At 75.4% G+C, this 19,412-nt stretch carries 9 protein-coding genes; 6 read left to right on the forward strand and 3 right to left on the reverse strand.

The window, feature by feature from the left end; genetic code table 11:
* The first annotated feature begins 11 nt into the window (after nt 1–11).
* The 3 genes from ABD223_RS37495 to ABD223_RS37505 are packed head-to-tail and all read left to right on the forward strand — an operon-like array spanning nt 12 to nt 12,632.
* Nucleotides 12–10,169: an amino acid adenylation domain-containing protein gene (locus tag ABD223_RS37495; RefSeq protein ID WP_344041943.1), complete on the forward strand. Its 10,158-nt coding sequence runs from the start codon at nt 12–14 to the stop codon at nt 10,167–10,169.
* The gene (locus ABD223_RS37500) at nt 10,166–11,611 is read left to right on the forward strand and encodes a DHA2 family efflux MFS transporter permease subunit (RefSeq protein ID WP_344041945.1); all 1,446 of its coding nucleotides are present in this window, start codon (nt 10,166–10,168) and stop codon (nt 11,609–11,611) included. The genes ABD223_RS37495 and ABD223_RS37500 overlap by 4 nt, the downstream gene beginning before the upstream one ends.
* On the forward strand, nt 11,604–12,632 hold the full coding sequence (locus tag ABD223_RS37505; RefSeq protein WP_344041947.1) for a 3-deoxy-7-phosphoheptulonate synthase: 1,029 nt from the start codon (nt 11,604–11,606) through the stop codon (nt 12,630–12,632). Before ABD223_RS37500 ends, ABD223_RS37505 begins: the two co-directional genes overlap by 8 nt.
* A 61-nt stretch (nt 12,633–12,693) precedes the next feature.
* Here ABD223_RS37505 and ABD223_RS37510 read toward each other — a convergent pair whose 3' ends face one another.
* Nucleotides 12,694–13,080 (reverse strand): peptidase inhibitor family I36 protein, encoded by a 387-nt coding sequence (locus ABD223_RS37510; protein WP_344041949.1) that lies wholly within the window; start codon nt 13,078–13,080, stop codon nt 12,694–12,696.
* A gap of 213 nt (nt 13,081–13,293) precedes the next feature.
* On the opposite strand from ABD223_RS37510, the gene ABD223_RS37515 reads away from it, so the two are divergent.
* Entirely contained in the window at nt 13,294–14,766 is a 1,473-nt protein-coding gene (locus tag ABD223_RS37515; protein ID WP_344041951.1) for an RICIN domain-containing protein, read from the forward strand.
* 24 nt (nt 14,767–14,790) lie between these two features.
* On the opposite strand, the gene ABD223_RS37520 is transcribed toward ABD223_RS37515, so the two are convergent.
* Nucleotides 14,791–16,158 carry a permease prefix domain 1-containing protein gene (locus tag ABD223_RS37520; RefSeq protein WP_344041954.1) on the reverse strand — a complete coding sequence of 456 codons (1,368 nt, stop codon included), beginning with the start codon at nt 16,156–16,158 and terminating at the stop codon, nt 14,791–14,793.
* Nucleotides 16,155–16,520: a PadR family transcriptional regulator gene (locus ABD223_RS37525; RefSeq protein ID WP_344041956.1), complete on the reverse strand. Its 366-nt coding sequence runs from the start codon at nt 16,518–16,520 to the stop codon at nt 16,155–16,157. The genes ABD223_RS37520 and ABD223_RS37525 overlap by 4 nt, the downstream gene beginning before the upstream one ends.
* Nucleotides 16,521–16,952: 432 nt before the next feature.
* On the opposite strand from ABD223_RS37525, the gene ABD223_RS37530 reads away from it, so the two are divergent.
* Both ABD223_RS37530 and ABD223_RS37535 read left to right on the forward strand, forming a co-directional pair.
* On the forward strand, nt 16,953–18,179 hold the full coding sequence (locus ABD223_RS37530; RefSeq protein WP_344041958.1) for an ATP-grasp domain-containing protein: 1,227 nt from the start codon (nt 16,953–16,955) through the stop codon (nt 18,177–18,179).
* A 59-nt stretch (nt 18,180–18,238) separates the two neighbouring features.
* Nucleotides 18,239–19,411: an ATP-grasp domain-containing protein gene (locus tag ABD223_RS37535; RefSeq protein ID WP_344041960.1), complete on the forward strand. Its 1,173-nt coding sequence runs from the start codon at nt 18,239–18,241 to the stop codon at nt 19,409–19,411.
* The last annotated feature ends 1 nt before the right edge of the window (nt 19,412 follow it).

A 19,412-nucleotide genomic window follows, 5' to 3' on the forward strand; every position in this document is an offset into this window, starting at 1 on the left:
CAGGAGCCCAGTTGACCACCGCACCCGTCCACCCCGCCCCGGCCACGGAGAACCCGGTCCTCGACCTGACCGGCGCGCAACTGGGCATCTGGCACGCCCAGCGGCTGGAACCGGACTCGCGCTACTACGTGGTCGGCGACGTCGTCGAGGTGCGCGGCCCCGCCGGCGCCGCACCGGTCGACACCGGGCTGCTCGCGGAGGCGATCCGCGCCACCACCGAGGAGGCCGACAGCCTGCGGCTGCGGGTGTTCGACACGCCGGACGGCCCGCGCCAGGTCGTGTCCGACGACCCCGTGCCGCTGCCGCCCGTCGTCGACCTGGGCGGGGAGGCCGACCCGGAGGCCGCCGCGCACGCGTTCGTGGCGGCCGAGCGGGAGCGCGTGGCCGAGGCGTGCCGGGGCATGGTGGACCGGGACCTGTTCTCGCACACCGTGATCCGCCTGTCCGACCGCGAGGTCTGGTACACGCAGCTGGGCCACCACCTGGTCTTCGACGGCTACACCGCGGCCATGCTCGCCCGCCGCACCGCCGCCCGCTACACCGCCCTGGTCGCGGGCGAGGCGCCGCCGCCGTCGACCTTCGGCCGGTTCACCGACCTCGTCGCCGCCGACCTCGACTACCGGGGCGGCGAGCGGGCCGGGCGCGACCGGCGCTACTGGGTCGACCGGTTCACCCCGCTGCCCGACCTGGACGACACCGCCGCGCCCGCGCCCGCCGGGGGAGCTGCGGAGGGGGAAGCGGCGGCAGGCACGCTGACCGCCCGCGCCGTCGTCGGGGCCGAGGAGTTCGAGCGGCTGCGCGCCGCCGCCGAACGGGAGGGCGTCACCTGGGGCGAGGCGCTGATCGCCTGCTACGCCGCGTTCCTGCACCGCGTGCTGGGCCGCGCCGACGTGGTGTTCGCGCTGCCGCTGATGTGCCGCACGGGTGTCGCCCTGCGCACCCCCGCGATGGCCGTCAACGTGCTGCCGCTGCGGGTCGAGGTCCGCGGCGACGACCGGTTGGGCGAGCTGAGCCGGCGGGTGGCGGCGGTGATGCGCGAGATGCGCGCCCACCAGCGCTACCGGGGCGAGGACCTGCCGCGCGACCTGGCCGTGCCCGGCGCGGGCGCGCTGCTGCACGGCCGGGGCGTCAACCTCAAGGCGTTCGACCTGGCGATCGACTTCGCGGGCGCGACCGGCACCATGCGCAACGTCGCGGGCGGCCCGCCCGAGGACATGGGGCTGAGCGTCCTGCCGACGCACGACGGCCTGCTGCTGGGCTTCGAGGTCGACGCGCGCACCCACGACCAGGCGGGCGTCGAGGGCAAGCTGACCGCGCTGCGCCGCCTGCTCGCCGGGCTGACCGACCCCGCGTCGCCCGCGGTGGGCGTGATCGACCTGGTGCCGGACGACGACCGGGCCCGGCTGCTGGCGGACTGGTCGCCCGCCGCGCTGCCCGGCGCGCCGCGCGACGTGCCCGCCCTGCTGGCCGACCTGGACCCCGCCGCGACCGCGCTGGTGTCCGGCCCGGACCGGCTGACCTCGGCCGAACTGGTCGACCGGGTGCACCGGCTGGCCCGGCTGCTGCGGGCGCGCGGCATCGGCGCCGACGACGTGGTGGCGCTCGCGCTGCCCCGCTCCGCCGACCTCGTGGTGGCGCTGCTGGCCGTGCTGGACGCCGGCGCCGCGTTCCAGCCGCTGGACGTCGAGCACCCCGCCGAGCGGTTGCGGGAACTCGTGGCCGACGCGGGCGCGGCGCTCGTGCTGGCCGTCGCAGACACCGCCGACATCAGTCCACAACGGACGCTCCAGCTCGACTCGCCCGGGACGCGCGCCGAACTGGCTTCGCTGAGCGGCGAACCGCTGTCCGATGTGGACCGGCACCCCGACCACCTCGCGTACGTCATCCACACCTCCGGGTCGACCGGCCGGCCCAAGGGCGTGCTGGGCCGCGTCGGCGGCCTGACCGCCCTCGTGCACCACCACCGCTCCACCACCGTCGCGGAGGCCGCGGCCGCCGCGGGACGGCGGCTGCGCGTCGCGCACACCTACTCGTTCGCCTTCGACTCCGCGCTCGACCAGCTGCTGTGGCTGCTGTGCGGCCACGAGCTGCACGTCTACGACGCCGACCTGACCCGCGACGCGGACGCCCTGCTGGCCGCCTACGCCCGCGACCGCATCGACGTCGTGGACACCACGCCCTCGATGGCCGCGCCGCTGGTCGACGCGGGCCTGCTGCACGGCGAGCACCGGCCGGTGCTGCTCGTGCTCGGCGGCGAGGCCACCCCGCCCGGCCTGTGGCGGCGCGTCGCCGCGTCCGGGGTGACCGCCCGCAACATGTACGGCCCCACCGAGGCCGCCGTGGACGGCACCACCGCGCGCGTCGAGGGCGGAGAGCCCACCATCGGCTCCCCGCTGCCCGGCACCAGGGCCTACGTGCTGGACAACGCGCTGCGCCCGGTGCCGCCGGGCGTGCGCGGCGAGCTGTACCTGGCCGGGCCGCGCCTGGCCCGCGGCTACCTCGACCGGCCCGGCCTGACCGCCGACCGGTTCGTGGCCGACCCGTTCGGCGCCCCCGGCGACCGCATGTACCGCACCGGCGACCTGGCCCGCTGGACCGCCCGCGGCCTGGCGTACCTGGGCCGGCACGACGGCCAGGTCAAGGTGCGCGGCCACCGCGTCGAGGTCGGCGAGGTCGAGGCCGCGCTGGGCGCGCTGCCCGGCGTGAGCGCGGCCGCCGCCGACGTCCGCACCGGCGCCGGCCCGGCCCGGCTCATCGGCTACGTGGTGCCCGCCGCGGGCCACGAGGTCACGCCCGAGGCGGTGCGCGCGGCACTGGCCGACCGGGTGCCCGACCACCTCGTGCCCTCGGTCGTGGTGGTGCTGGACGAGCTGCCGGTCACGGTCAACGGCAAGCTCGACCGCGCCGCCCTGCCCGAACCCCGCGCCGCCGGTGGCGGACGCGCGCCCGCCACCGAGCGGGAACGCGCGCTGTGCGCGGTCGTCGCGGAGGTGACCGGCGCGGAGCACGTCGGCGTGGACGACGACTTCTTCGCCCTGGGCGGCGACAGCATCACCGCGATCAGCGTCAGCAGCCGGCTGCGCGCCCACGGCCTGGAGCTGCGCCCGCGCGACCTGCTCGCCCGGCGCAGCCTCGCGTCGCTGGCCGCCGCGGCCCGGGAGGCCGCCGCCGCCGACACCGCGGTGGACGAGCCGACCGGGCCGGCGCCCGCGCCGCCGATCGCGCGCGCCCTGCTCGACCCGCACCCCGACCCGGCCGCGATCGCCGGCTACGCGCAGTGGACCGCGCTCCACGTGGACCACCTGCCCGTCGACGACCTGGCGCGCGGCGTGCGCCGGGTCGTCCACCACCACGACGCCCTGCGGCTGCTGGTGACCGCCGACGGCGGGCTGGTCGTGCGCCCGCGCGGCTCGGTCACCCCGGACGTGCGCGAGGCGACCGGCGACGTCACCGCGGTGGCCGACCAGTTGGCCGCGTCGCTGGACCCGCGGGCCGGCGAGCTGGTGCGGGCGGCGCTGGTGCGCACCCCGGCCGGCGAGCCGGACCGGCTGGTCGTCGTGCTGCACCACCTGGTGGTCGACGGCGTGTCGTGGCGCGTCCTGCTGCCCGACCTGCACGCCGCCTGCGCCGGCGACGCGCTCGCCCCGGTCGGCACGTCGTGGCGGCGGCACGCGCTGCTGCTCGCCGAGCAGGCCGAGAGCGGCGCCCGGCGCGGCGAGCTGGACCACTGGCGGCGCGCGCTGACCACCGCCCGCCTCGGCCACCGCCCCCTCGACCAGGCCGTGGACGTGGCGGCCACCGCCGACCGCACCACCACCGTCGCCTCGCCCGAGGTGACCGCCGCGCTGCTGACCACCCTGCCCGCCGCCTACCGCGCGAGCGTCGACGAGGTGCTGCTGGCCGGCCTCGCGCTGGCCCTGCGGCTGCGCGGCGTGCGCGGCGACGTCGCGGTCACGGTGGAGGGCCACGGCCGCGAGCACCCCGGCGCCGACCTGTCCCGCACGGTCGGCTGGTTCACCGCCGAGTACCCGGTGCGCGTGCCCGCCCCCGTGCTCGACGGCGGCGACGTCGACCGCCTGCTGCGCGCCGCCAAGGAGGCCAAGCGCGCAGCACCCGACCAGGGCCTCGGCTACGGCGTGCTGCGCCACCTCGACCCGGTGACCCGCGCGGAGCTGTCGGCCACCCCGCCGCCGGACGTGCTGCTCAACTACCTCGGCCGGTTCACCGCCGAGCCCGGCGAGGGGTGGCGGCTGCCGGGGGACGAGGCGTTCGCGGTCGTGGAACCGCCCGCCAAGGCCCTGGAGCAGCTGCTCGCGCTGAACTGCTTCGTGCGCGAGGACGGCGCGCCGCGCCTGGCCGTCGAGTGGACCGCCGCCCGAGCCGTGCTGCCGCCCGACACCGTGGCGGACCTCCAGCGCGCCTGGGGCGAGGCGCTCGCCGCGCTCGCCGCGCACGCCGACCGCATCGGGCCGGACGGCGGCGGCCTCACCCCGTCCGACCTGCCCCTGGTCGACCTCGACCAGGACGCGATCGACGCCCTGGAGCGCACCGGCCGCGTCGAGGACGTGCTCCCGGCGACCCCGCTCCAGGTCGGCCTGTCGTTCCAGTCCCTCGTGCGCGGCGAGGGCGACGCCGACGTCTACGTGGTGCAGGCGGTGACGCTGCTGCGCGGCGCGCTCGACGCCGACCGGATGCGCGCCGCCGCCGAGGAGCTGCTGCGCCGCCACCCCGCGCTGCGCGTCCACCTGCACACCACCCCGGCCGGTGACGTGGTCCAGGTCGTGCCCGCCGCCGTGAGCCTGGACTGGCGGCACGTGGTGGCGGGGTCCGAGGAGGACGTGGCCGCCGAGTGCCGCGCCGAGCTGGCACGCCCGTTCCCCACCGACCGGCCGCCGCTGATCCGGTTCCTGCTGTGCGCCTCGGGCCCGGACGAGCACCGCCTGGCCATCACCATCCACCACGCCCTGCTCGACGGCTGGTCCATGCCCGTCGTGGGCCGCACCCTGCTGGCCACCTACGCCGAGCTGGGCGGCGGACCGGCCGCGCCGGTCGCGCCGTCGCCCGCCGAGTACCACCGCTGGCTCGCCGACCGCGACCACGACGCCGCGCTGGGCGCGTGGCGCGAGGCCCTGGCCGGGGTCGAGGGCACCCACCTCGCGCCGGCGGGCGCCGCGTCGACCGCGGACCGGCCGGAACGCGTGGTGATCGGGCTCGGCGCGGACCTCAGCGACCGGCTGCGCGCGTTCGCCCGCGACCGGGGCGTCACGCCGACCGCCGTGTTCACCACCGCCTGGGGCGTGCTGCTCGGCAGGCTGACCGGCCGCCGCGACGTGGTCTTCGGCTGCCCGGTGTCCGGCCGGCCCGCCGAGGTCGACGGCGTCGAGGGCATGATCGGCCAGCTCGGCGGCACCATCCCGGTCCGGGTCCGGCACACCGCCGCCGACACCGCCGCCGACCTGCTCGACCGCGTGCACGCCGAGGCCGTGGCGCTGGGCGAGCACCACCACGTCGGCCTGCCCGACATCCAGCGCGCGGCGGGCGCGGGCGAGCTGTTCGACACCATGCTCGTGATGGAGAACTTCCCGCTCTCCGACCGGCGGCGCTTCCCCGTCGCACCGGGCCTGGAGCTGGCCGGGGTGGACATCACCGACGCCACGCACTACCCGCTGACCGTCATCGTGCTGCCCGGCGACGAGTTCACCCTCGGCCTGGGCTACCAGCCGCGGGTGCTCGACGAGGACACCGCCCGCGCCTACGGGCGCTGGCTGCGCAACCTGCTGCGCGAGGTCGTCGACCACCCCGACCGGCCGGTGGCCCGGCTGCGGGCGCTCGACGCCGACGAGCAGGACCACCTCCTGCGCGTGGGCACGGGCCCCGAGCCGACCAGGACGCGCGGCGGCGCGCTGGAGGAGTTCGGCACGTGGGTGCGCCGCACGCCGGACGCCGAGGCCGTGGTCTGCCGCGACCGCTCGCTGAGCTACGCCGAGCTGGACCGGCGGGCCAACCGGCTGGCCAACGCCCTGCTCGACCGCGGCGTGCGGCCCCAGGACCCGGTCGCGGTGCTGCTGGGCCGCGACGTGGAGATGGTGGTGGCGCTGTTCGGCGTGCTCAAGGCGGGCGCGGTGCACGTGCCGATGGACCCGACCTACCCGCGGGACCGGCTGGCCTTCATGCTCGACGACGTCGCGCCGACCGCCGTGGTCGCCACCGGCGCCGTCCCGGTCGACCTGCCCGTGGTCGACCCGGCCACCGCCGACGGCCCGCCGGAGTGGGACGCCGACCCGGTCCACGCGCGCCGCGACCTCACCGAGGACTCGCTGGCCTACGTCATCTACACCTCCGGCACCACCGGCAAGCCCAAGGGCGTCGCCCTGCCGCACCGCGGCGTGCCGAGCCTGATCTCCCTCCAGGTGGACGTCGTCGGCATCGGCGGGCGCGAGCGCTACCTGCACTTCGCCTCGACCAGCTTCGACGTGGCGTTCTGGCAGTTCATGCTGCCCCTGCTGTCCGGCGGCACGTCGGTCATCGCGCCCGAGGAGGTGCGGGTGCCCGGCGACGAGCTGCTGGACTACATCGCCGAGCACCGGGTGACCGGCGTGAACCTGCTGCCGTCGTTCCTGGCCGCCATGCCCGACGACCGCACCGTGCCGCCGGACGTGTTCTTCGTCGTCGGCGCGGAACGCCTCGACCCGGAGCTCGCCCGCCGCTGGGGCGCCGGCCGCCGGGCCCTGTTCAACGCCTACGGCCCCACCGAGGTCACCATCAACTCGGTCACCTGGCACTACGACCACGACGACGAGGGGCCGCTGCCGATCGGCCGGCCGGACCCGGAGGTGCGGGCCTACGTGCTGGACGCGGGCCTGCTGCCGGTCGGCGTCGGCGTGACCGGCGAGCTGTACCTGGCCGGGCCGAAGCTGGCCCGCGGCTACCTCAACCGGCCGGGCCTGACCGCGGACCGGTTCGTGGCCGACCCGTTCGGCGCCCCCGGCGACCGCATGTACCGCACCGGCGACCTGGTGCGGTGGCGGCCGGACGGCCAACTGGTGTTCCTCGGCCGCGCCGACCACCAGGTCAAGCTGCGCGGGTTCCGCATCGAGCTGCCCGAGATCGAGACCGTGCTCACCCGGCACCCCGACGTGCGGGCGTGCGCGGTGGTCGTGCGCGAGAACAGGCTCGTCGGCTACGTCATCCCCACCGACGGCGCGGAGGTCGACCAGGCGCGGCTCCGCGAGCACCTGGCGGCGGAGCTGCCCGACCACATGGTGCCGACCGCGCTGGTGGCCCTCGACCGCTTGCCGCTGGGACCCAGCGGCAAGCTCGACCGGGCCGCGCTGCCCGCGCCCGAGGCCCGCGCCGCCACACCCGCGCGGGAACCGGCCACGGCGGCCGAAGCCGTGCTGCTGCGCGTGTTCCGCGAGGTGCTGGGCACCGACGACGTCAACCTGGACGACTCGTTCCTGGAGGTCGGCGGCGACAGCATCGTGTCCCTGCGCGTGGTCTCCCGGGCCCGCCGCGAGGGCCTGGGCCTGACCGCCCGCGACGTGTTCGAGGGCGGCACGGTCGCCGGCATCGCCGCGCGCTGCGGCGGGCTGGAGCGGGCCGAGGAGGCGCCCGCGGTCGGCGACGCGCCGCTCACCCCCGTGATGCGGGACCTGCTGCGGCGCGGCGCGGCGGACGGGTTCTGCCAGTGGGTCGAGGTGTGCGTGCCCGCCGGCGGCGACGCGGCCACGTGGCGCGGGGCGCTCGACGCCGTGCTCGCCCGGCACGACGTGCTGCGCGCCCACCTCGTCGAGGACGCGCTGCGCATCCCCGAGGCGGGCGCGGTGACCGGCGCGGACGTGCTGACCCACGTGCGCGCGGCCGAGTCCGACGACCTGCGGGCCCTGGTCGACGCCCACGTGGCCGACGCCCGCGCCCGCCTGGACCCGCGGACCGGGCCGGTGCTGCGCGCGGTGTGGGTCGACGCCGGCCCGACCCGGCTCGGCAGGCTCGCCCTGGTCGCGCACCACCTCGTCGTGGACGCGGTGTCCTGGCGGATCCTGCTCGACGACCTCGCGCACGCGCACGCCACCGGCGGGCCGCTCGCCCGGCACGGGCAGTCGTTCCTGGGCTGGGCCCGGTCGCTGCGCGCGGCCGCGCCCCGGCGGGAAGCCGAGCTGCCGCACTGGCGGCGCGTGGCCGACGCGCCCGCCGCGCCGCTCGCGCGCACCCCGCTCGACCCCGCCCGGGACACCGCCGCCACCGCGGCGCACCACCAGGTCGCGCTGGACCCGGCGACCACGCGGGCCGCGCTCACCACCCTGCCCGCCGCCTACCGCACCACCCCGGACACCGTGCTGCTCACCGCCCTGGCGCGGGCGGTGGCCGAGTGGCGCGGCGTCGCACCGGACCTCCTGGTCGCACTGGAGGGCCACGGCCGCCCGCCGCACGCACCGGACCACTCCGGGCCGGTCGACCTGTCCCAGACCGTCGGCTGGTTCACCGCGGTCCACCCCGCCCGGATCGCGCTGCCGGACGGCGGCACGGCCGCGCAGCTGCGATCCGTCCGGGACCACCTGCGCGCCGCCGGCGACGGGCTGGGCCACGGCCTCCTCGGGGGAGACCTGGTGCGCACGCCCGAGATCAGCTGGAACTACCTGGGCCGGTTCCCCGCCGCGCCGGCGGAGGAGGCGGCGTGGCAGTCCCCGCCGGACGCCGACCCGCTGGGCTCGGGCGGCGGCGACGACCTGCCGCTGCCGCACGCGCTGATGGTCAACGCCCTGGCCCGCGACACCGGCGACGGCGACGCGCTCGGCGTCCGGTTCACCTGGCCCGCGGCGCTGTTCACCGAGGACGAGGTCCGCGAGCTGGGCGAGTGCTTCCGGCGCGCGCTCACCGACCTCACCGCCGACGTGCCCGCCGGTGGCGAGGTGCTGCCGCTGACCCCGTTGCAGGAGCTGGTGCTCGCGCAGTCGCGCCGGCACGGCGCGGCGGACCCCTACACCGTGCAGGCCGCGTTCTCGCTGTCCGGCTCCCTGGACGTGGCGGCGCTGCGCGCGGCGGGCGCGGACCTGCTGCGGCGGCACCCGAACCTGGGCGCGGTGTTCCCGCCGGCCCACGAGGCGCAGGTGGTGCCCGTCGACCCGGAGCCCGCGTTCCGGGTGCTCGACGCGCCCGACGACGCCGACGTGGACCGCGCCCTGGCCGCGGACCTGGCCGAGCCGTTCGACCTCGCGACCGGGCCGCTGGTGCGGCTGACCGCGCTCCGGCGCGGCCCCGACCGCCACGAGTTCGTGCTGACCAGCCACCACGTGCTGTCCGACGGGTGGTCCGCGCCGCGCATCCTGACCGGCCTGTTCGCCCTCTACGCCAACCGGGTCGGCGGGCACGCGCCGCTGCCCGAGCCCGTGCCGTTCTCCCGCTACCCGCGCTGGCTGGCCGCCCGCGACCACACCGCCGACCTGCGCGCCTGGCGCGCCGAGCTGGCGGACCTGCCCGAGGGCGACCACCTCGTCCCCGCGGGCGCGGTGGCCGTCGGCGCGACCGACCCCGTGCTGTTCGAGGTCGCCGCGCCGGTGGTCGCCGAGCTGACCAGGGCCGCCGCGACGCGCGGGCTGACGCCGAACACGCTGGTGCAGGGCGCGTGGGCGGCGGTGCTCGCGGCGCGGTCCGGCCGGCGTGACGCCTGCTTCGGCGTCATGGTCTCCGGCCGCACCGCCGAGGTGGACGGCGTCGAGGAGATCATCGGGCTGCTGGCCAACGCGGTGCCGGTCCGCGCCCGCTTCACCGGCACGGTGGCGCAGGCGCTGGCCGACCTCCAGGCGCGGCAGCAGGCGATGGTGGAGCACCACCACGTCGGCCTGGCCGAGCTGGAGGCGCTGACCGGCCGCCGGCGGCTGTTCGACAGCCTCGTGGTGTTCGAGAACTACCCGGTCGACCCGGCGCGGCTGCGCGAGCCCGCGCCCGGCCTGACCGTCACCGGCACGCGCTTCCGGGAGCGGACGCACCACCCCGTGACGCTCACCGTCGTGCCCGAGGTCGACGGCCGCTGGACCGGCGTCCTGGGCCACCAGGCCGGGCTGTTCCGGCCCGGCGAGGCGCGGGCGCTGGCCGACGACCTGCTCCGCGTGCTGCGCGCGCTGCCGGGCCGCTTCGACGAGGACGCCGCTTCCCTGGTCGGTGGGCTGTGAGCGCCGCGCCGCGCGTGGACGCGGCGCTGTGGCGGACCGCGTTCGTCCTGGTGCTCGGCACCTTCATGGCGACGCTGGACAGCACGATCGTCTCCGTCGGCGTCGAGGTGCTGGCCGACCGGTTCGACGCGCCGGTCACCGACATCCAGTGGGTCAGCACGGCCTACCTGCTCGCGGTGGTCGCCGCCGTGCCCGCCTCGGGCTGGCTGGCGGACCGGTTCGGCGGTCGCCGGACCTGGCTCACCGCCGTGGTGGTGTTCGTGCTGGCGTCGGTGCTGTGCGCGCTGGCCTGGTCGCTGCCGAGCCTGGTCGCGTTCCGCGTGCTCCAGGGCCTGGCCGGCGGGCTGCTGCCGGCGACCGGCCAGGCGCTGCTGGCGCGGGCGGCGGGCCGCGAGCGGATCGGCCGCGTGCTGGCCGTGGTCTCGGTGGTGCCGCTGCTGTCGCCCGTGCTGGGGCCGCTGGTCGGCGGCTCGATCCTGGGCGTGGCGGACTGGCCGTGGCTGTTCGCGGTGAACGTGCCGATCGGCCTGGTGGCGGTGCTGCTGGCCCGCCGCGCGGTGCCCGCCGCGCCGCCCGCCGAGGCGCGCGCCCCGTTCGACGCGCGCGGCGCGCTGCTGCTGTCACCGGGCCTGGCCGTGCTGGTCTACGGCCTCACCGGCCTGGAGGGCGGCGGACCGGTCGCGGCGCCGGTCGCCGCGATCGCGGTCGGCGCGGCCATGCTGGCGGGCTTCGTCGTCCACGGCCTGCGCACCACCCGCACCCCGCTGGTCGACCCGCGCCTGTTCGCCCGCCCGCCGTTCGGCGTGGCGGCCCTGGCCCTGGTCCTGCTGGGCGCGTCGGTGTTCGGCACCATGTTCCTGCTGCCGCTGTACCTCCAGAGCGCGGCGGGTCTGACCGCCTGGGAGACCGGCCTGCTGCTGGCGCCGCAGGGCGTGGGCGCGGCGGTCGCGGCGATCGCGATCAACCGGGCCGTCGTCACCGCGGCGCCCCGCACCCTCGTGCTGACCGGCATCGCGCTGGTCGCCCTCGGCACCGCGCCGTTCACCCGGCTGCACCACGACCTGCCGGACGCCGTCATCGCGCTGTCCCTGCTCCTGCGCGGCGCGGGAGCGGCCATGATCGGCGCGCCGGTGATGAACATCGTCTACAGCCGCATCGACCGGGCCGACCTGCCGCGGGCCGCGAGCGCGTTGAACCTCCTCAACACCCTGGGCGGGTCCCTGGGCACCGCGGCCCTCGCCGTCGTCCTCCAGGCCCGCCTGGCGGCCCACGGCCCCGACGCCCCCGCGGCGTTCGCCGACACCTTCTGGTGGGTGCTGGCGCTGGCCGTGGTCGCCGTCCTGGGCGCGACCAGGCTGCCCCGCCCCCCGGCACTCCCGAACGAGCCCACCACCGCGAGCGCGTCCCGGAAACCGAGCGAGAAGGACCCCGCAGATGCCTGAGGACACCCTGCCCACGCCGGCCGAAGCCGCCGCGCACGGCGTGGCCGGTGCCATCGCCGCGCACGGCGTGGCCGACGCCGTGGCCGGGCACCGCGACGCGGTGGCCGAAGTCCTGTCCCGCCGGGACCCCCGGCTGCTCGTGGTCGTCGGACCCTGCTCGGTCCACGACCCGGAGGCCGCGCTCGACTACGCCGGCCTCCTCGCGGGCGCGGCCGAGCGGTTCTCCGACGACCTGGTCGTGGTGCTGCGCGCCTACCTGGAGAAGCCGCGCACGGTGTCGGGCTGGACCGGCCTGCTGCCGGACCCCACCCTGGACGGCAAGGGCGACATCGCGACGGGCATCCGCCGCGGCCGCGCGTTCCTGGCCGAGGCGGCGGCCACCGGGCTGCCCCTGGCCTACGAGTTCGTCGACCCGGTGGTGGCCCACTACGTGGCGGACCTGGTCTCGTGGGGCGCGATCGGCGCGCGCACGGTGGCGTCCCAGCCGCACCGGCACCTGGCGTCGTGGCTGCCGATGCCGGTGGGCATGAAGAACGACGTGTCCGGCCACGTCGGCACCGCGGTGGACGCGGTCCGCGCGGCCGGCCTGTCCCACGCGTTCCCCGGCGTCTCGGCGGACGGCCGCCTGACCACCCTGCGCAGCACCGGCAACCCCGACGCGCACCTGGTCCTGCGCGGCGGCCCGACGCCCAACTACGACGCCGCCAACGTGGCCGCGGCCCTGGCGGCGCTGTCCGCGGCCGGCCTGCCGCCGCGCGTGGTGGTCGACGCCTCGCACGGCAACAGCGGCAAGGACCACGACCGCCAGCCCGCGGTGGTGGCGGACCTGGCGGCGCAGGTGGCGGGTGGCAACCGCGCCCTGGTGGGCGTGATGGTCGAGTCCTACCTGTCCGACGGCAGGCAGGACCTGACGGCGGGACCGCTGCGCCCGGACCTGAGCGTGACCGACTCGTGCCTGGGCTGGGACCGCACCGCCCCGCTGCTGGAAACCCTGGCCAGGGCGGCGCTGCGGCGGCGTTGACGGCGCGCCGGCGGGTGCCGGGCGGCGCTGCCCGGCACCTGCGGTCAGGCGCGGGCGCGCGTCACTGGGGCTTGAAGGACATGATCTTGTAGTTACCCGTGAGGTTGCCGCCCGCCAGGGAGTTCGTCGAACCCACCCGGTCGTTGTGGTTCGTCCCGGTGAAGTACTGCACGCGGTGGTTGGTGTTGTTCCACACCGAACGGACGTTGTGCCCCGACCGGATGAACGAGCAGTGGTCGTTGGTGTTGCTCACCGACGAGTCCGACCACTGGCAGCGGGTGCCGCCGCCGTCCCAGCCGCTGTAGATGCAGAAGCTCCCGTTCGGACAGTTGTAGGCGCGGGGCGCGGTGTCGGGCGACGCGGCGGCGGTCGGGGCGGTCACGGCCGCGGCGGCGGCCAGGAGGGCGGCGGCGACCAACGACTTCGTCGCGGGGGCGATCGGGTTCATGGCGTTCACCTTTCGGGTTCGTCCGCCGGAGTTCCGTGTCCCGATCGGGGTTCCGACCGGGCTCCGGCGTGGTGGACGACCCTGTTCTAAGTCGTTGGTGTGTCCCACCATCAGGTGTTGCGGCTGGTAGGGACAATGGGACATCGTGGGACACAGCTCAGCCGGCGCACATGGGACAGGATGACCGGCCGACCGCGTGCCCGAGGAGCGCCGATGTCCGGTGACGCCCCGCCCCCGATCGCCGATCCGCCCGACCCGCGCGCCGCGGCCGACGTCGCCGAGTTCGTCGAGCTGCTGCGGCGGCTGCGGCGGCAGGCGGGCAACCCCGGCTACAAGAAGACCCTGGAGCGGGCGACGCGGGACGGGCACGGCGTGCCCCGGCTCAGCGGGTCGACCATGCACCGGGTGCTGGAGTGCCGGCAGGACCTGACCAGGGTGCGGGACCCGGAGCTGTTCGTCCGGGAGTTCGTCGGCGCCCTGGGCGCCGACCCGGCGCCGTGGCTGGAGGCGCTGGACCGCCTGCTGCGCCCCGTGCGGGAACCCGACCGCGAGGCCCCGCCGGTCACCGCGCCGGGTGGCGGGCGCGGAAGGCGGCGGGCGCTGGTCGCCGCGGTGGCGGTGCTGCTCGTGGCCGCGGGCGTGGTGGCGTGGTCCACCGCGGGGCCGGGCGACCCGCCGGCCGCGCCCGTGACCGGCCCGACCCGGCTGGCGGTCGTCCTCGCCGCGGACGGGGACCTGCGCCTGACCGTCGACCGGACCCCCGACCAGTCCGTGGCCTACGCGGTGCTGTCCGCCGACGCCGACGCCACGCCCTGGGAGGTGGTCGCCCGGAACCCCACCAACCCCGGGTACTGGCAGCTGCGGCCCGCCGGCCGCCTGCTGGCGTGCCTGGAGGTGCTGGGCGGCAGCGTCGACGACGGGGCCCTGGTCCAGCAGTACGGCTGCAACGGGGAACGGCACCAGTACTGGGAACCGCGACCCCAACCCGACGGCGCCTCGTGGTGGGTCAACCTCCACAGCGACCAGTGCCTCACCGTCGACACGCGACCCCGGGCCGGGGCGACGATGGTGCAGCGGCCGTGCGATCCCGCCCGCGCGGAGGCGCAGCGGTGGCGGACGTCCGCCTTGGAGGAACAGGCCGCCCCGGGCGAACCGGCGACCGTCCTGAATGAACCGGCGGCCCTCCCGTCGAGCACGACCCCGGGGCCCGAGGGCGTTCCGGACCAGGACCCGGCCGAGCGCCCCGGCGGCGGCGAGGACCGGCCCTGCCCGGGGCTCGGCGACGGGCTCGACCCCGACGCCACGGCCTGGAGCGGCGATCCGTGGCCGGTCCACGGGGAACCCGGCGCGGCGAACCGCGGCCGGGTGTCCCTCGGCCCGGGGAAGTTCGGCGAGGTCGAGCTGGTGCGCGCCGACACGGTCGCCGGGCGGACCTACTACTGGGCCAGGGGACGGGTGGCGTTCAGCCCCGATCGGTTCACGATGGCCCTCCAGTGGACCACCGATCCCGGCGGGGCGGGCTGGCACAGCTGCACCCGGACCTTCGCCGGCGAGCACCGGGACACCGCCACCGCCGCCCTGCCCCGCGACGTCGACGGCGTCGACGTCTCCTTCCGGATCTGCCTCACCTACGCGCCCGAACTCGCGCCCCGAGACCCGGTCGTGCACTGCGCCGGCCGCCACTGAGCCCGCCCCGGGGCGCGGCCCCGCTCAGAGGTGGCCGAACACCGGTGGGAAGACCAGCACCACGACCCACGCCCACACCGCGAACACCGGCAGGTAGCTGGTCTGCCAGCGTTCGAGCGCCGCGAACGGCGCGCGCCGCCGGACCAGGCCCAGCACCAGCCACGCCGACCAGGCGAGGTTGACCAGCAGCACGACGTTCTCCCCGAGCGCCGCCGCCTTGTTCGGCGTGGTGCCGTACTCGGTGATGCGGCCGGTGATCTCCACCAGCACCACCACGTCGATGGCCAGCGCGGCGGCCACGAGCGCGAGTTGCAGCCGGTCGAACAGCCCGGGCGGCGCCAGCGGGTCGCGGGCCGAGGTCGAGTAGAGCAGCAGGCCCAGCACGACGACCAGCAGGAGGTCGAACAGGATCAGCACCTCCCGCTCCACGTCGATGCCGTCGCCGGTCAGGACCAGGGTGACCAGGAACGCCAGCAGCGCCGCGGTGAACAGCGGGGTGAACAGCCTGGTCAACACCGGTGCGATGTTCTCGACGACGCTCTGCTTGGCCTCGACGAGCCACCCGGCGACCACCACCGCGGCCACCGCGCCGCAGGGGAGCAGCCACTCGGAGACGAAGCCCTCCGGCGACACCCCGATGGCCTCGAACGTCCCGAACGTGAAGGCGATGAGCACGCCGCCGCCGAGGGCGATGAGGACGTAGTAGACGAACCACTCGCCGGTGAAGCGGATGAAGTCCATGCGGCGCCGCGCCGAGCGCGGGTCGTCGGACACGTAGGCCAGGCCGACCGCGAACCACAGGGCGATGGGCAGGTGGATGCTGGTCAAGACGAGCGACTGGGACTCGGTCGACAGCGGGTAGGCGTTGGCCGCCACGGCGCCGAGCGCGAACATCGCGACCAGCACGCCGACCACCGGCTTCGAGGCGCGGCGGCGCAGGGCCAGGAACGCCGCGAGCCAGGGCAGCGCGAACAGGGCGGCGTTGGGCACGTAGAACGCCTCGTCCTGGTCGAGGTGCAGCCCGAACAGCCCCGGCGCCTTGATCGACGCCGCCGCGCCCGCCGCGCAGAGCACCATCGTGAGCAGGTCCCGCCGGGACCGCCCGCCCGTCGCCGGGCCGTCGCCGCCGCCGGTCAGCACCAGCTGCTTCCACAGCCGCTCCGAGTGCTCCCGGGCGAACTCGCGGGACAGGTCGTCCAGGCTGCCCATGCGCTTGACCGCGACCAGGAACGCCTCGTCGGCGTGCAGCCCCGCGGCGACCAGCTCGTCCACGGAACCCCGGAGGTGGTCCTCCAGCTCCTCGACGTCGGTCGACCGCAGCTCCCGCCGCCGCCGCACGTAGTGGCGCCACTGGGCGAACTGGGCCTCCAGCTCGTCCCGACCGTCCGTCATGCGAGGCCCTCCAGCGGGATGGTGGTGAACGGCCTGGTGTCGCGCCAGACCTCCTTGAGCGTGCCGACGACCGCGTCCCACTGGCGGCGCTGCTCCGCGAGCTCGGCCCGGCCGCCGTCGGTGATGCGGTAGTACTTGCGCCGCCGCTCCCCGGCGACCGACTGCCAGCTGGACTCCACGTGCCCGAGCCGTTCGAGCCGGTGCAGCAGCGGGTAGAGCAGGCCCTCGGTCCAGTCCAGCTCACCGCCGGACAACTCGTTGATCCGCTTGAGGATGGCGTAGCCATAGCTGTCCGCCTCGGCGAGGATGCCCAGCACCATCGGGGTCGCCGAGGCGGCCACGAGATCCTTGGCGACTTTCACGTCGACCTCCGTACCTAGAACTGCGAGGCATAGTAGTTCTAGGTGTCGTCGGCGGACAAGCCGGCTCGACGCGCGTCACGTGATCTTCGCCGACGTGGGCGCGCGACGACGTGATGGAGGCGGTGCCGCGTCCGGTGGGCATTGGCCTGCCGGAGCACCGGCGCACCTTCGGCGAGTCGGGCGAGGCCGTCGCCGCGCACCCGCGTGGCCGCTCCCGCGTGGCCGCTCCCTCGTCCAATATCGCGTGGAATCGTCCTGGCCGGGCCGGTCGATCATTCTTGGTGCACGACGTGAATAAATTTCCGAGCTGAGTGGATCAATGTGGAATATGGCATGATCAATATTTGGTCGGCCAGTCGGGATCGTTGACGGCATCCGAGGGGTCGTGTCACACTCGGGATGACGACCGGTGCTCACGGGGGTGCAGGTGCCGTGGTCGTCGATGAGCTGGGGGGCTGTGCGGTGAGAATCATGATGGTCGGCTGCGGATGGATGGGACGGCCTTACCTGAGCCGTGCCCACAGACGGGGAATTCACGTCGCGGTGCTCGATTCCGAGGCGGCCCTGTCGTGGGACGAGACCAGGGCGGCGTTCGGTCCGGGCGACAAGGGTTACGCGGTGCCGTTCCCCGGTGAAGAGGGGTGGCTCGCCGCCGCGGCGGCGGCTCTGCGGGACGGGCCGGTGGACGGGATCGTCGCGTTCTCCGAGGCGCACGTGCGTCCGGCCGCCCTGCTCGCCGACGAGCTGGGCTTGCCGGGTCCAGGTATGCGAGCCGCGTTGACCTCTCGGAACAAGCTCGCGCAGCGAGAACTCTTCGCCCGGCGCGGCATCGCCCAGCCCGATTTTCACGCGGCTGTGCGCGCGTCGGGGAGCGCCGGGGTGTGGTCCGCGAATCGGTACCCGGTCGTGGCGAAGCCGTTGTCGAAGATGGGCAGCGAAGGGGTTCGGATCTGCGCCGACGCCACTGAACTCCACGACTGGCTCGTTGCGTTGGACTCGGACGACCCGTTTCTGGTGGAACAACACCTCACTGGTGTCGAGTTGAGCGTCGAGGCCGTTGTCGACCGCGGTGACGTCCTGTTCTGGAACATCACCGCAAAAACCATTTCCGCTCCACCGTTCTGCGTGGAACTTGAACACCAGGCACCGGCCGACATCGACGAAGACGAGCGCTCCGCGATTCGACAATGTCTCGACGAGGTGCTCGGCGCGCTGGACATGGGCAGCGGAATAGCGCACCTCGAGGTGATCCTCCGCAACCGTGTTCCACACGTCGTGGAGATCGCAGTCCGGACCCCTGGCGATTACCTCATGGAGGTCATCGAAGCAGCGACCGGCGTGGACCTCTTCGACGCGGTCATCGCCGTGGCGTGCGGGCTGCCGTGCGCCGTCGACCCCGTCGCGTCCGACGTGGCGGCGGTGTGGTTCCCGACGGCGCCCCCTGGTGTGGTCGTGACGCTCAACGGGCACGAGAGCCTGCACGACCTCGACGGGGTGGTCCGAGCCGAGATCGACGTCACCCCCGGTTCGGTGGTCACGCCACTCCGGTCATCGATGGACCGGCTGGGGATGGTCGTGTACAAGGCGCAAGAGCGCGCGGAACTGCTCGTCCGGCGCGAGCGCATCCGCCGCACGCTGGTGCTGGCGACGCAGAGCTAGGGGCCGTGGTTCTCCGGACGGGGAACCCGCGCGGTGCTGTTGTCCTCGTCGACCCGGCTATGACGGGCCGGGGGTACAAGGACGCCTGCCGTCGCCGCGGTCTCCCCTACACCTCGCTGTACACCCTTCCCGTCGACTTGCTCACCTCGTACGACCAGGACTACGCGTTGGGTGACACGTCCTGGTTCCACGTCGCCGATGTGTCCTCGGCGCGAGCCGCGTTGCGCGGTCCGGTGCTGGCGGTAGTTCCCACCACCGAACCGTCGATCGTCCTGGCGGACGGCTTGGGCACGGCGCTCGGACTGCCCTCCAACCCGGTGTCCACCGCCCTCGCCCGACGGGACAAGACGGTGATGCGGCGCCACGCCGTAACGCGGGGCGTGCGAGTGCCCGCGTTCGCGGTCGTGTCCCGCGTGGACATCCCAGCTGCGGCCGACGCCCTCGGATACCCTGCGATCGCCAAGCCCGCCAAGGGTGCCGGCGCGCATGGCGTCACAGTGCTGCGCGGCGCCGGCGAGGTGCCAGATCTCGTGACGGACGACCTGTTCGGCCACCCGATGCGCGAGTGGATCGTCGAGGAGTACGTGCGCGGTCGGGAACTGGCCGTCAACGCGTTCACGGAGCACGGGCGGCACCGCGTCCTGGACATCTGGGAGTACCGCCAACCGAACGGTGACGACTACGACCAGCCTTACTGGGACGTCGTGCAGCTGCCGGAGGACGACCCTGACCGGGAGCGGGCCGTCGAGTTCGTCCACGCCGTGTTGGACGCCTACGACGTCCGGCTCGGTCCGAGCCACACCGAGATCAAAGTGGACGACCGGGGTCCGTGCCTGATCGAATTGGGCACCCGCCTTCCGGGGGCGCACATCGTCGACCAGTGGACCGCGCACAGCAGCATCAGGCCCTACGACGACACCCTCTCGGTGTACCTCGGCGCGTCAACGGGACTGCTCACCCGGGACCTCGGTTTCGACGCCGCGCTGGGGATCTGCTGCCTCCGCAACGACGACCGACCGGGTGAGCTGGTGTCGACGACCTGGTTGGAGGACGTCCGGTCCGTTGACGGGGTCGACGCGGTCTTCACGGACCTGCGACCCGGTGACCACGTCCCGGTCACCGCCGACCTCGGGAGCGTCGTCGCGTTCGCCCTGGTGTCCGCTCCTGACCACAACCTCCTTGACCGGGTGCTGGTCGAGGTCCGATCCGCTGCAGCGCTGGAGTTGAAATGAT

Origin of the sequence: Saccharothrix xinjiangensis, assembly GCF_039527585.1 — a bacterium.
In the GTDB taxonomy this organism is placed as follows: Bacteria; Actinomycetota; Actinomycetes; order Mycobacteriales; family Pseudonocardiaceae; genus Actinosynnema; species Actinosynnema xinjiangensis.